This is a genomic window from Enterobacter cloacae complex sp. P13B (assembly GCF_014895915.1).
GTDB lineage: Bacteria > Pseudomonadota > Gammaproteobacteria > Enterobacterales > Enterobacteriaceae > Enterobacter > Enterobacter bugandensis.
In genome coordinates this window covers 1-14,113 of the sequence record NZ_JADBQN010000062.1, presented here as the reverse complement: position 1 = coordinate 14,113, position 14,113 = coordinate 1, and the positions used below count along the sequence as shown (strand labels likewise).

The 14,113-nt window shown below is 52.1% G+C and carries 11 protein-coding genes; 5 read left to right on the top strand and 6 right to left on the bottom strand.

Going from position 1 to position 14,113, the window contains the following annotated elements; genetic code table 11:
- The first annotated feature begins 496 nt into the window (after positions 1-496).
- Positions 497-1,576: a YadA-like family protein gene (locus IM273_RS22565; protein WP_226857970.1), complete on the top strand. Its 1,080-nt coding sequence runs from the start codon at positions 497-499 to the stop codon at positions 1,574-1,576.
- Positions 1,577-1,735: 159 nt separating this feature from the next.
- The gene (locus IM273_RS21265) at positions 1,736-2,206 is read left to right on the top strand and encodes a hypothetical protein (RefSeq protein ID WP_193055608.1); all 471 of its coding nucleotides are present in this window, start codon (positions 1,736-1,738) and stop codon (positions 2,204-2,206) included.
- Between the two features lie 48 nt (positions 2,207-2,254).
- Here the strand turns inward: IM273_RS21265 and IM273_RS21260 are convergent, their stop codons facing one another.
- On the bottom strand, positions 2,255-3,688 hold the full coding sequence (locus tag IM273_RS21260; protein WP_193055607.1) for a glycoside hydrolase family 32 protein: 1,434 nt from the start codon (positions 3,686-3,688) through the stop codon (positions 2,255-2,257).
- 17 nt (positions 3,689-3,705) lie between these two features.
- Complete coding sequence (locus IM273_RS21255; protein ID WP_028013826.1) at positions 3,706-4,947, bottom strand: MFS transporter; 1,242 nt, start codon at positions 4,945-4,947, stop codon at positions 3,706-3,708.
- Positions 4,948-5,183: 236 nt separating this feature from the next.
- On the opposite strand from IM273_RS21255, the gene IM273_RS21250 reads away from it, so the two are divergent.
- The 3 genes from IM273_RS21250 (at position 5,184) to IM273_RS21240 (ending at position 9,396) form a co-directional block, all read left to right on the top strand.
- Positions 5,184-6,191 (top strand): LacI family DNA-binding transcriptional regulator, encoded by a 1,008-nt coding sequence (locus IM273_RS21250; protein WP_045259752.1) that lies wholly within the window; start codon positions 5,184-5,186, stop codon positions 6,189-6,191.
- A gap of 343 nt (positions 6,192-6,534) precedes the next feature.
- Complete coding sequence (locus IM273_RS21245) at positions 6,535-7,911, top strand: diaminobutyrate--2-oxoglutarate transaminase (protein WP_014884533.1); 1,377 nt, start codon at positions 6,535-6,537, stop codon at positions 7,909-7,911.
- A gap of 18 nt (positions 7,912-7,929) precedes the next feature.
- Positions 7,930-9,396 carry an aspartate aminotransferase family protein gene (locus IM273_RS21240; RefSeq protein ID WP_028013828.1) on the top strand — a complete coding sequence of 489 codons (1,467 nt, stop codon included), beginning with the start codon at positions 7,930-7,932 and terminating at the stop codon, positions 9,394-9,396.
- A gap of 36 nt (positions 9,397-9,432) precedes the next feature.
- On the opposite strand, the gene IM273_RS21235 is transcribed toward IM273_RS21240, so the two are convergent.
- The 4 genes from IM273_RS21235 to IM273_RS21220 all read right to left on the bottom strand — a co-directional run bounded on the left by IM273_RS21235 (position 9,433) and on the right by IM273_RS21220 (position 13,786).
- Positions 9,433-9,948 (bottom strand): protein disulfide oxidoreductase, encoded by a 516-nt coding sequence (locus IM273_RS21235; RefSeq protein ID WP_045259750.1) that lies wholly within the window; start codon positions 9,946-9,948, stop codon positions 9,433-9,435.
- Positions 9,949-10,023: 75 nt separating this feature from the next.
- Positions 10,024-12,198 (bottom strand): polysaccharide biosynthesis tyrosine autokinase, encoded by a 2,175-nt coding sequence (locus IM273_RS21230; protein ID WP_193055606.1) that lies wholly within the window; start codon positions 12,196-12,198, stop codon positions 10,024-10,026.
- A complete protein-coding gene (locus IM273_RS21225) occupies positions 12,198-12,647 on the bottom strand; it encodes a protein-tyrosine-phosphatase (RefSeq protein ID WP_045259748.1) in 450 nt (149 codons plus the stop codon). The genes IM273_RS21230 and IM273_RS21225 overlap by 1 nt, the downstream gene beginning before the upstream one ends.
- Positions 12,647-13,786 (bottom strand): polysaccharide export protein, encoded by a 1,140-nt coding sequence (locus tag IM273_RS21220; RefSeq protein ID WP_193055605.1) that lies wholly within the window; start codon positions 13,784-13,786, stop codon positions 12,647-12,649. Before IM273_RS21220 ends, IM273_RS21225 begins: the two co-directional genes overlap by 1 nt.
- Positions 13,787-14,113: the final 327 nt, after the last annotated feature.

The window sequence follows — 14,113 nt, the reverse complement described above, 5'->3', positions numbered from 1 at the left end:
ATACATTCTTGAATAAATTTTCAACACAAATATTTTTCGCCTGCATCTAAAGCACTCATGACAGTTTCAACATAACTTTCATTCAAAAGACAAGAAGGATTCGATAATAAAGAATGTAGAAAAATCTATAAATTTGAATTAACTATTTTACACATTCTGCATTATTTTCGACCATAACACTTAAGAGCTTCTTATTGATTAGTGTTTAATACTTTTTTCACTTCAAATCTCTACTGATCTGTATCTAACTGTAATTATTTGTATAATGCCATTTCTATCACAGCAGACCTGATTAGCTATAGATGCTATTTATGATTTAGATCAATATCCCAAAGCTCGCATTAACTGATAGTTACTGCACGTTACGAATTAAGTGATTTATTCAAAATTTAACGTAACTCCGTTATTTTAATCAGGCGTAACCAGACGTTACATCAACAAGCCAGGATAGCCTGCCTTGCCCATTTTTACTTTTTAAATGATGAGTGTTTTACAAATGAAAGTTGTTAAAAATGCCGTTACTGCTTTTGTATTTGGTGTTATTTTCACTGGCTCTATGAACGTAACTCAAGCAGCTGATGTAAACATAAACCTTAACGATAACGTATTCAATTCAGGTACTTTTATTCAGGTTCAGGGCACTGACAAAACCGCTTATAATCTGGATAATATGAAAGCTGAAAATGTAAAACAAGACGGGCAGATCTATAACTTACAAGGCGATCGTGAGCGGATGCAAAACGAGATTGACACAAGTAATGGTAATATCAGCACTAACGCCAATAATATTTCCTCTCTTCAGACTTCTGTCTCTGGTGTCGATCATGAAGCTAAATTAGCAGGCGCTCTTGCTGACACCGCTAATAAAAAAGGTGATGCGGCGTTACAGGGCGTGCTGACTAACGGAACTGCAATTACTAATATTGAAACTGTTAACGCTGTCCAGGATAGCCGCCTTGCAACTGTTGAAGCTACTAACGGTATACAAGATGGCCGCCTGTTAGCTCTTGAGAATGCACCAAAACCAACTAACGGCGTTGATGGAAAAGACGGCGCTAAGGGTGAGAAAGGCGATACCGGCGCACAGGGCGTTGCCGGAATTAACGGACGTGACGGAGCGAATGGTAAAGACGGTAAAGACGGCAAAGATGGAAAAAATGGCGTGATGACCACTGTGACACGCACGCAGGTAGACACGACAACACAGGCTAAAGTCGCTACTAATAGTCAGGCGGTTACGGCCGAGGCTCAGGAGCTGCAGGCGACCAAACAGACATTACAGGCTCTGAATAACAACACTAACCAGCAATTTAAATCGCTGCGTGAGGAAGTCGATAATAACAAGAAAGAAGCAAACGCGGGTATCAGTGGCGCGATGGCGATGGCCGGTTTACCTCAGGTGCAAACAAATCAGCGCGTGATGTTCTCGGCTGGCGGTGCGACTTACAACGGTGAAAGCGCGTTAGCGGTTGGGGCGTCGGTTAACTTTAACGAACATATGGTTGGTAAAGTGAGCTTCTCTGATGACACAGCAAATAATATGGGGGCTTCAGTCGGCGTAGGGATTGGCTTTTAATAAATAACCAGTATGACAAAATACATCGTTATCTCTGTAATAGTGTACCTGATGCTTATTATCGTTGGCGCATGGTTAGGTATTATGTATCAGGCTTATTATATTTGCGGCTATTAAACCTTCTTCTATAGAATATATTTCACCAAAGGTATCATCGTAATGATAAAGTCACTCTTAGCGGTATTAATAGCTGGTGCTGCCATCCTGCTTTCTGCGTGTACTTCAACTGCTCAGCGCATGGCCGAATGTGAACGCCAGGGCATTAGCAAAGATACCTGCTACCTGGCTGAGCAAAATCGCCAGAATGCTTATAATGAAGCCGCACAAAATGCAGCATGGGCGAACGCGCGTGATGCCGCAGCGGGTACGGGTATCTGGGATAAAAAAGACGCGAAACAACATGCTCAGGCGGCCAAAGCGGTACACGCCTTTAAATGGGAAGGAATGAAGATCTCAATTAAAGGCGAGATCCTGGATGTCGATGGCGTATTGGGCGCGCTGGATGAAAATGAGCCTCAGGCAAAAGTTTATTCACAAGGGCTATACACCTTCATTTACTATCCTGCTAAAGGCAAATTAGCGGTGAGTAAAGAAGGAAAGTTCGAAGGCTACGCAACAAAGATTAAATAGAAACAGAGGCGACACCTGTCGCCTTTTTAATTTGCAGGCCTTAACGTATTACTCTAGCTGCCACGCCCCGGCATCAATAAGCGATGCGGTTCCCGTCCAGGCAAACATTGCCAGTTCGCGCGCCCCTTCATCAGGATAAATGCGGCTGCTCAGGCACGCCTCCCCTTCATTGATAAACACTTCCACTGACGAGCTGTCAACGAACAGGCGCAGGCTTAGCGTGTCGTTCAGGTTCAGCGCGACGCTTCGGGTACCGCACAGGCCATACTGCGGATAATAACGCTCCAGCACCAGGCGCTGCATCTGCGCATCAACGTAGAGACGGAATCCGTCGCCAAGACGAATGCCGTACTGCTCCGCGCTGCTGTTAGCACAGTCCCACTGCAGAATGACCTCCATCGCATCGCAGCTTTCCACCTGAACGATCTGCTGATTGTTGAGCGTGCTCACCGGCCAGGGGAACCACGCTCCCCGCAAGCTTTCCACTTCTCTGGCTGGCCGCATCTGCAGGCGGTTATCCGCGCTTAGCGTCAGTTCGCGCGGTAAAGATAGCATGCCAGCCCACCCGTCCTGCTGTTCCGGAAGGGGAGATTCCCACATGTCCAGCCAGCCGATAACGATGCGGCGGCCGTCAGGCGTCGGGAAGCTTTGGGGCGCATAGAAATCATGCCCGCTATCCATCTCCACAAACTCACCTTGACGCACGAAAGGTTGGCCGGGCTGCCACTCCCCCAGCAGGTAACCGCTCTGGAAAAGATTGCGATTTTTGAATCCCTCCGCAGCCAGCCCCTGAGGTGAAAACATCAGCACGCGTTTGCCGTTGAGAGTGAAAAAGTCCGGGCATTCCCACATATAACCCATCTCTTTTTCAGCCACCGCAAGCACGCCCATATCCTGCCATTCGCGCAGGTCGTCAGAACGGTAAACACGCACCTGGCCCGTCTCGCCATCCCGCGCGCCGACAACCATGTACCAGCGCTCCCCTTCCCGCCACACTTTTGGATCGCGAAAGTGATGCAGCCCAGGCGGCGTGTCAACGATCGTTCCTTGCCGCGTAAAATGGACGCCATCACGGCTGGTTGCCAGGCACTGCACCTGGTAAAGGTTAGCCTCGTCATCCGGATCGCCGTGGAATTTGTGGCCGGTATAAATCAGCGCCAGCGTATCGCCATCCACCACCGCCGAGCCGGAAAAACAGCCGTCCTTATCTTCTGGCCCTTCCGGTGCCAGTGCCACCGGGAGGTGTTCCCAGCGAACTAAATCCTTGCTGCGCGCATGGCCCCAGTGCATCGGTCCCCACTGGGTCGAGTACGGATGATGCTGGTAAAACGCGTGATACCAGCCGTCAAACCACACCAGACCATTCGGGTCGTTCATCCAGCCGGCACGCGCGGCGAGGTGGTAACGCGGATACCAGCGCAGGTTAAGATCGCCGCGTTTGGCCTGTAATGATTGTTCAGCTTTGGCAATGGAATGCATCATTTGTTTACTCTTTTCAGTCAGATAGTGGAGGGTTGCGGCATGAGCGGGTCAGAAGAAGACTTACCCGAGCGCAACAGGAAGATGGAGATGAGCGTGGTGCTGAACACTAACAGCCCCATAATGAGATAGGATTGGGCAAAGCCGTATTTCTCATAGCTGTAACCCGCCAGCGGCGACAGCACAGACGCAATCACCGAGCTTGTACAGGCAAAGCCCACCAGATAGAGCGTGGAAGAGAGCCGCTTATCAAAATGTAAGCTGTTGTATTTAAATACCGAGACCAGCAATACGGGCAGTTCTACCGCGTGCAGCAGCTTGGTAATGGAGATGAGCACCGGCCCCTCAACCAGACCAGATGCCACCATACGCATTGCCATCACCATTCCCGCGAATATCAGCCCGTTTTTCGCGCCGAGGCGGTTCACCAGCCACGGGGCGCAAAACATGCCCGCCGCCTCAAGGAAAACCTGGAAGGAGTTGAGATAGCCGTACATGGCGTTCCCTTCCTGCAACGTCGGGAACTGTGATGAGAAATAGACCGGGAACTGCTGATCGTAAACGCCGTAAATGCAGGTGCCGATAACGAAAAACACCAGCGCCCAGAAACGCGGCAGCGTCAGCAGGCGCAATGCGTCTTCCAGCGTCACCTTGCCACCGGACACCGCTTCCTGCATGGCGTGCGGTGCGGAAGAGACCCGCAGGCGCGCGAGCAAAACAAAAAACACCAGCCCCGCGCCGCTCGCGACAGCGAAATTCAGCTTCGGATTGATGTTAAACAGGAGCCCCGCAAAAAAGGTTGCCGCCGCCCAGCCAAGCGATCCCCACATTCTCGCCTTGCCGAACTCAAACTGGCTCTGACGGGCCACGCGTTCGGTATAGGATTCCAGCACCCCAATCCCACCGTTAAACGTCAGGCCAATAAAAATCCCGCCGAAAATACTGCCCAGCAACACGTTAATTTGCAGCAGATAGCCAAACAGCAAAAAGGCCGGCCCGGAAAGAATAAGCAGACTGGTCAGAAACCAGAGCAGGTTTTTGCGCAGGCCGAGTTTGTCCTGAATAAATCCATAGCAGATTTGAGCAAACAGTGCGGAGACGGAAAGCACGGCATAGATAACGCCCGTATCCCCCGCTTTTAACCCCACTTCCTGGTGGAGCCAGATAGAGAGCAACGAGCCGGAAGATGACCAGGTGACAAAAAAGAAAAACAGTAATGCGCTCAGTAAGGGATAGCTGTGAGAGTGATGCGTTTTCATCATGGCATTCTCGTGTTGGAGTAATGACTCAATGGTAACGTTAACATCCATGCTTTCTCATGCTGCCTGATGAAGATTTAAGATGTTAATCACGAAAGTTAACGTTAACACCAAGGAAGTGAGATCGCGATCATAAATTCATAACTGAGGTAAGCATGACCTAACTTGGTCATCAGCCTTCCTTTTACATCAGCGACTTAGTTGTATACCCTCTCACAGAGCATTAACGGAGTAAGAAAATGGCTTCCCTTAAGGACGTCGCAAAGCTGGCTAACGTATCGCTGATGACGGTTTCCCGCGCGCTTAACAGCCCGGAGCGCCTTAAACCGGAAACGCTGGCGCGCGTACAGTGGGCTATCGAGCAAACCAGCTACGTTCCCGATCTGTCCGCCAAGAAAATACGCGGCGCGAATGCTTCGCCTAAAACCATAGGCGTGCTGGCGCTCGATACGGTCACGACACCTTTTTCGGTGGAGATTACGCTGTCCATTGAAGAGACGGCCAGGATGCACGGCTGGAATAGCTTCGTCATGAATATGTTTGCTGACGACAATCCGGATGCCATTGTCGATCTTCTGCTCTCCCACCGGCCTGACGGGATTATCTACACCACGATGGGGTTACGTCAGGTTCCTCTTCCTGCCAAGCTGCTCACCCTCCCCTGCGTGCTGGCCAACTGTGAGAGTGTCGGTGAAAAGGTCGCCAGCTATATCCCGGATGATGAACAGGGGCAGTACGCCGCCGTCAGGGCATTACTCGCAGAAGGCTATCGGCAGCCCCTGTGTCTGCATTTACCTGTGGGCCATCTGGCCACAACCCGACGCCGTCAGGGGCTTGAACGCGCCTGCCGTGAAGCCGGAATCGACCCGGACAGCCTGGAGCATGAGTATATGGCGCACGGGGATGAGCATTATCGTGATATTCCGACCGCATTGCTGGCGCGTATCCGGAACGGCATCCCGCGGTTTGATTCCGTTATCTGCGGTAACGATCGTATCGCGTTTATGGTGTACCAGACGCTGCTGGCGCAAGGGCTTCGCATCCCTGAAGATGTCGCGGTTATCGGCTATGACAATATGGTGGGCATTGGCGAGCTGTTTTTGCCGCCTCTTTCAACGGTTCAGTTGCCCCACTACGAAATTGGTCGCCTGAGCGCCCTGCACATTATTAACGGTGAACAACACCGGGAAACGACGCGCGTTGAAAGTCCATTTTTAATGCGTGATTCCATTGCGCGCGCCATGTGACTACCGCTTTTTGTCGTTGATGGAAAAATAAGGGGGTATGAAGGCAGCATACCCCCTTCTTTTGTCAGCCAATGGCACGATTTGTCACACTCTTTTCTGTCATTTAACAACCCAAACAAACGCCGAATAAGTAATTGTTTCTATTACCAATAAAGTGCAATTATCTTTTTGAAAATGGTGATATTGCCTCTCCTGTGCTCCATGTCACAAAACAGTAAACAAATTAACCATTGAGCCCCGTGACAAAAGGCTCTATATTGGCGGCGTTTTTTTCAGGCCCCATCTGTTTTTTAACTTTTTATTCAATCGTGGCTCATAGCGAAGCGGCGGTTGTAGGAGTGATATGATGACGGATAAAGTCCGTATTGACACCGTAGATGCCCACAAAAGCAACGAAACCTATCTGGCCCGTCAGGCCGAGTTTGAATCTAACGTCAGGAGTTATCCGCGCAAACTGCCTTTAGCGATTACTAAAGCAGAGGGCGTGTGGATCACCGATGCAGATAATAAAGAATACCTTGACTGTTTAGCAGGCGCAGGGACCCTTGCGCTTGGCCATAACCATCCTGATGTGCTGAAAAGCATCCAAAATGTCATTACCAGCGGCTTGCCGTTACACACTCTGGATCTGACTACGCCTCTGAAAGACGCGTTTTCTGAATATCTGCTCTCTCTGCTGCCTGGTCAGGGCAAAGAGTACTGCCTGCAGTTCACCGGTCCATCCGGTGCCGACGCCGTTGAAGCGGCGCTGAAGCTGGCGAAAAAAGTGACCGGCCGTAGCGGTATCATCAGCTTCTCTGGCGGTTACCACGGCATGACCCACGGCGCACTGTCCGTGACCGGTAACCTGTCTCCGAAAGAAGCGGTTGACGGTATGATGCCAGAAGTGCAGTTCATGCCTTACCCGCACGAGTACCGCTGCCCGCTGGGTATCGGTGGTGAAGCGGGCGTGAAAGCGCTGACTTACTACTTCGACAACCTGATCAACGACGTTGAAAGCGGCGTGCGTAAACCTGCCGCGGTGATCCTGGAAGCCGTTCAGGGCGAAGGCGGCGTGAACCCGGCTCCGGCTGAGTGGTTGCAGCGCATTCGTAAAGTGACTCAGGAACACGGCATTCTGCTGATCCTCGACGAAGTTCAGGCTGGCTTTGCCCGTACCGGTAAATTCTTCGCCTTCGAACACGCGGGCATCGAGCCAGACATCATCGTGATGTCTAAAGCGGTTGGTGGCGGTCTGCCGCTGGCCGTGCTCGGTATCAAAAAGCAGTTCGACGCATGGGCGCCAGGCCACCACACCGGTACTTTCCGCGGCAACCAGCTGGCAATGGCAACCGGCCTGACGACGCTGAAAATCCTGAAAGACCAGAACATCGCGGGCAAAGTGGCTGCACAGGGCGAATGGCTGAAAGGCCAGCTGAAAGAGATGGCAAAACGTTATCCGGTCATCGGTCACGTGCGCGGTCTGGGCATGATGATCGGTATCGAGATCGTTAAGCCACACGAAGCTGCTGACCATATGGGCTGCTTCCCTGGCGACGGCGAGCTGTCTGCGCTGATTCAGAAGAAGTGCTTTGAAGCCGGTCTGATTCTGGAGCGTGGTGGTCGTAACGGTATCGTTCTGCGCCTGCTGCCTTCCCTGCTGATCAGCGACGAAGAGCTGAAAATCTTCCTGGATAAATTCGAGCAGGCACTGCTTGCTGCGGGCGTTCGCCCGGCGTAACCGGAGTAGTTGATTACGATGTCAGATTCAAACCCAATTTTGTTCTCCTCTGCGCAGAGCATTGAAGCTTACCAGCAGGCGATTGAACAAAGCACTCAGGCTGTGATGCAGTGGCTGAAGCAGCCTGAGATGTACCAGGGCAAAACGGTCGCGGAGCTGCGCGACCGTATTAAGCTGGATTTCAACCCGAAAGGGCTGGGCAACGAAGCGGCGATTGAACGCGCCGTGGAATTCTTCCTGAAAGACAGCTTGTCCGTTCATCACCCGCAGTGTGTGGCGCACCTGCACTGCCCAAGCCTGGTGGTAAGCCAGGCGGCGGAAGTGCTGATCAACGCCACTAACCAGAGTATGGACTCCTGGGATCAAAGCCCGTCCGCAACCATTATTGAGATCAAACTGATCGAGTGGCTGCGTACCCGCGTGGGTTATCAGGCTGGCGACGCGGGTGTGTTCACCAGCGGCGGTACCCAGAGCAACCTGATGGGTCTGATGCTGGCGCGTGACGCATTCTTCGCGCGTCAGGGCCACTCCGTTCAGCAGGACGGTCTGGTGGGCGATCTGCGCAAAATTCGCGTGCTGTGCTCCGAAAACGCGCACTTCTCCGTGCAGAAAAACATGGCGCTGATGGGCCTGGGCTATCAGTCCGTAGTGCAGGTGAAAACCGACGAGTTCTCCCGCATGGATCTGACCGATCTGGCGGCGAAAATCGAGCAGTGCAACGCGAACGGGGAGCAGATTCTGGCCATCGTCGCGACGGCAGGTACTACCGATGCCGGTGCTATCGATCCACTGCGTGCCATTGCTGAACTGGCGGCGAAGCAGAACATCTGGGTACACGTTGATGCGGCCTGGGGCGGCGCGCTGCTGATGTCCGATCAGTATCGTCACTACCTGGACGGCATCGAGCTGGTGGATTCCGTCACCCTGGACTTCCACAAGCAGTTCTTCCAGACCATCAGCTGCGGCGCGTTCCTGCTAAAAGAAGCGCGTCACTATGAGCTTATGCGCTATCAGGCGGCCTACCTGAACTCTGAGTTCGACGAAGAAGCGGGCGTGCCTAACCTGGTGTCCAAATCTCTGCAGACCACCCGTCGTTTCGACGCGCTGAAGCTGTGGATGAGCCTGGAAGCGCTGGGTCAGGAGCAATACGCGGCGATCATCGATCACGGCGTAACGCTGGCGCAGCAGGTTGCAGCCTACGTGAAAGAGCAGCCTGCTCTGGAACTGGTTATGCAGCCACAGCTGGCAAGCGTGCTGTTCCGCTTCCGTGGCCAGGTGCAGATGGACGACGCGGGCATCGCCCTGCTGAACCAGAAAATTGGTGATGCGCTGCTGGAATCCGGCCGTGCAAACGTCGGTGTGACCGAGCATAACGGCATCACCTGCCTGAAGCTGACTCTGCTGAACCCAACCGTGACGCTGGAAGATATCAAAATCCTGCTGTCGCTGGTTGAGCGCACCGCGCAGGAAGTTCTCGCGAAGTAATACAAAACCCCTCTTCCGTCGGAAGAGGGGTTATCTTTATACGCCTGCCCACCACATTCTGATTTTCAATCCCCAGTAGCTCGTCCAGCCCGTTGTGGTACTGACTACTTTCCCCTTTGACACAATCACCAGCGTCGGCGTTACGCTCACCTGCCACTGTTGCGACACGGCGCCGTTTGCATCGTTAATCACCGGCATACTCAGGTTTTTCTTTTCAGCCCAGCGAGCGAGCTTTGCATCGTCACCGGAGCGCATGGCAATGCTCACGACGTTACCGCCCTCTTTTGCCAGCTTATCGACCGCAGGTGTCGTATAACGACAGATGCTACACCAGGTTGCCCAGACGTAAATCAGCAGGGGGCGCTCCTTGCTGAGCGCCGCGATATCGTGAATGTTACCGTCGATACTCTGCATAGGCGTTGCGCTAAAGCTGGCGGGTAATGACGGCTTTCGGTATTGATCCACGCCCCACATGACCGCCAGCGTAAGCAGAATGAGTATGATCCCTTCCCGTGCCCAGCGGCGCAGGCGACTCAATTTACGGTTATCCATTATGACCTCTCGATTTAACGGAGGTCATCTTAGCGGGCTATTCGGCGTCATGCTGTAAAGAAGTGTCGCGTCACTTTATTCCGGGGTATAGCCGTAGTTGTAATGGCTATAACCCGAGTGGTAATAGAACGCAGCGGATTTCACAATATCATTGAGAATCGCGCCTTCAACCTGGACGCCCATCTGCTGCAGACGCTTCCGGCAGTTTTCGATCTCTTTGACGCTGGTTTTACCGAAACGGGCAACCAGCAACGTGGTTGCCGCGGCTCTGGCGACGAGTAGCGCATCAGTCACGGCCAGCACCGGTGGCGTGTCGACAATCACGATGTCGTACTCTTTGTCTATTCGCGACATTACCGTCTGGAAGCGCTCATTCATAAGCAGCTCGACAGGATGTGAAGGCTGAGATCCACAGGTCAAGACATCAAAGCCACCTTTCTCGAAGCGTTGAATCGCATCCTGCCACTCTATGCTTCCCCCCAGCACGCTGGACAACCCATGCTGGTTGTTCAGTTTGAAAATATTGTGAACATATCCCTTGCGCATGTCCGCATCAATAAACAGTACCCGTTGACCTGCCTGAGCGGCAATCGACGCCAGCGAGGTGCTCACCAAAGTCTTTCCGCAGTCCTGCGAAGGACCAGAAATCACCACTATCCGATTAACGGCATTCATCATGGTAAAATGCAGACTGGTGCGTAACCCGCGCACCGCCTCGACAAATATATCCGCCGGTCGGTCAACGGGCAGGAAAGGTACGTTTGACGTCCTGTGCTTCCAGTGGGAAGCAAACAGCGTCCTCTTGCGCAAATGCGTTTTTTTCCATAGCCACACTGAACGCGGGAGCGTAGCCAGAAGAGGCATTCCCTGCGCTTCCAGCTGTTCAGACGAGGTGATGCCCCGTTTAAACGCAGAGCGCACCAACACCGTCCCTGCAGAGAGCATCAATCCCACCAGCATACCGAGCACAATGATAATCACTTTGTGCGGTTTGACGGGTCCAGGCTGCGTTACTGCAGGGTCAATGATCCGCACGTTTCCGATGGTGCTGGAGCGCGAGATATTCAGCTCCTGCTGACGCGTCAGCAGCTGCAGGTAGATGGTGCGCCCGGACTCAACGTCACGGCTTAAACGCAAAATTTCCTGCTGGGTAGAAGGCATGGATGAGACGCGGTTATTCAGGCGCGTACGTTCCTGCTTTAGGGTCTGTTTTTTATCACGTAAGGCGCGGTAGGTTGGGTGATCCTTTTTGAAAAGCTGAGAAACTTCTGCTTCGCGGAACGTCAGCTCGTTAAGCTGATTTTCCACATTAACAACCTGATCGAGAACCGTCTTCGCCTCAAGGGATAGATCGACAGAATCGCGCTGCTCTCTGTAGGCGTTCAGTCGTGCTTCGGCTTCATCCAGTTCGCGCCTGATTTTAGGTAATTGGTCCTGTAAAAACGTCAGGCTGCGGGTATCTTTAGCTTCCTGGCGCGCAATATTCTGGCTGAGATAATTTTCAGCAATGGTGTTGAGCACCACGGCGATCTTGTCAGGGTCCTCGCCCGTCAGCGTTAAGCTGATAATTCCGCTCTGCTTCGCCGACTCAGAAACAATGAGTCGGCGCTGAAGGGTGTTTATTGCTTCAAGCTTTGTGACGGTTTTGAGGGCAAACCGGGTGCCTGGTGCCGCACTGAGCGAGGTGACAAGCAGCGTTACTCCGTCTTTAACCAGCGTTTTCCCAACAACGCCATCAGCCTCAAGCGTTTTTCCTTCGAGGTGATACCGGCCCTGCTCCTGCACGGTCAGTAAAAGTTCCTGTGGCTTGTCTTCCAGAAGAGGAAGGGTAAGCGCACCAATTGTCAGTTCACCGGCTTTACGCCCTCGTTCCAGCAGCGGCCCAATGACGGGCAGCATGCGCCGTTTGACGCTGTACGTTAGCCCCAGCTTGTCAACGGTCTCTCCCAGAATCATCCGCGACTTGAGCAGCAAGAGTTCGGGCGCAACATCAGGTGAAAGATCGGTACCAAACTGGCTTAAGCTTTTGAGCAACGAGTTGTCCTGCTTCGCTTCTATCTGCACAAGGGCATCAGCCTGATAGATCGGTGTGACGCTATACGCATAGATCCCGGCGCATACGGTGAACAGGAGCGTGATGCACGCTATCATTACCCGATGATCAAACATCTCAGCCAACAGCTGAATGAGATCAATTTCATTATCATGCGGTGTCGCAGCACCAAATTTGTCTGATTTATGAGACGACATTACTGCTTCATTCCTTGTTGACGCAAACGACGAGCCCATTCCTGACTGGCTTTTCCTAACTGCTCGAAAACATATTCGAAGGCTTCCCGGCTTTTGCGATACGGGTCGGGAATGTCCTTTGTTTCCAGCCACTGACCAAACAACAGCGATTTCCCCCGATTCTCCGGCGCCACTGAGGCAATAAAACGGAGATGCTCTGGCTCCATCACCAGAATCAAATCGGATTTTTGTAACAGAAAACGTGTGACCTTACGCGCCACGTGACCTTCCAGCGAAACGCCATGACATAAGGCGACTGCCTTTGCAGTCGCATCCGCCGGGCGTCCTTCAAGCCCGAAAATGCCTGCCGAGGTCACCTGCGCGTCGGGTAGCTGCTGGCGCAACAGCCGCTCACCAATCGGTGAACGGCAAATATTGCCGGTGCAAACCACGAGAATTGAATTGAACATTATTGCGGCCACGACCTGATGTAACGGACGGTTTCGGTCAGGTCATGTACGCCACTGATGGTGGGTACCAGCTGGGCGATCACACGATTCCAGCGTGAAAGCGGTGCCGTCGTGACATAGACAATGTCGTACGGTTCCAGCTCGAATTCTGTGCTCAGCACCATGGCTGAGGCATCTTCCGCATTGAGTTGATAGATGTTGGCGATTTTGTCTTTCTCGCCTTTCCGTGAAACCGGGCGAATAACAAAAATCCCGGTTGCATCGGCCATATTCTGGTTCAGCCCGCCTGCATTCCCCAGGGCTTCAGCCAGCGTCATGCCGCTACGATCCATCTTAAGGGTGCTCTGTTTAACCACCTCGCCCATCACAAACACTTTCAGCGCGTCGTTCCGGGGAACAAACAGGATATCGCCAGGATAAAGCAGCTTATTTTGGGTTAAATCGCCATGTTGCATCAGAGCATAGAGTGAAAGGCGCGAGTCCTGGCCATCATGCGTGAGCACGACGTTACGCCAGTCGGCATCCGCAGAGAGACCGCCCGCAGCGTTCACCGCATCCATTACCGTCAATGGAATATTGGTTATTGGCTGCTGGCCCGATTTCTCAACCTCTCCGGTGATATAGGCTTTTTGAGAACGGAAGGAGGCAACGCTGACGTCCACCTGAGGGCTCTCAATGACCTCATCCAGCCGCGCGGTGATCTCCTCACGTACCTGCGAAACCGTTTTGCCCGCCACTTTCAGCTTGCCGACGTAGGGGTAGAAAAGCGTACCATCGGCGTTAACCCAGTTACCCGCGTCGCTCGCGCTACGGTACTGCCCTGCGGGCGTCGTGAGTTCAGGGTGATCCCAGACGGTGACCGTCAAAATGTCCCCTGAGCCAATGCGGTATTCCCAGTTTTTGAGCTGCTCATCCAGAGTAGGATTTGCCTGAGATTTAGAAACGGGTGGGCGCAGTTTTTCAATCAATCCAGGGGTTAAAGGAAAAACCTCCACGCGTTTGTCCAGCGGATCGTTAATTTCCTCATCGGTAGTGACTTTTTTCCCGGAAAGACTTAAGTTCTGGCCTGGTGAAAATACACATCCTGTTAGCTGGCTGAGCGTCAGAAAGGACAGTAAAAGAGCAGTTGTATATTTCATTTATATAAAATGTTGATTTATCGTTGCGCTGGGTAGTTAACTTGCAAAAAAAGCAATCAAGTCATTGAAATATAGTTATTTATTATTTCCCCGTGATACTGTAAAACACACGTTCGCTGTTGTTTAAAAAGTTAAAAAACAGCGCACAATTGCGCAAGAAAACGGAGAGTAATAATACTTTATGCGCCGCGATATTAAATGTTATCCCTTGCAAAAGCATTCGCTTAACGGTGCTATTTTGACGTATAAACTTATTTTCAGAATAGATTAATAAAATAATAAAAATAACAAATATTCCGCACAATCACCATTCACCGCAATGATGAG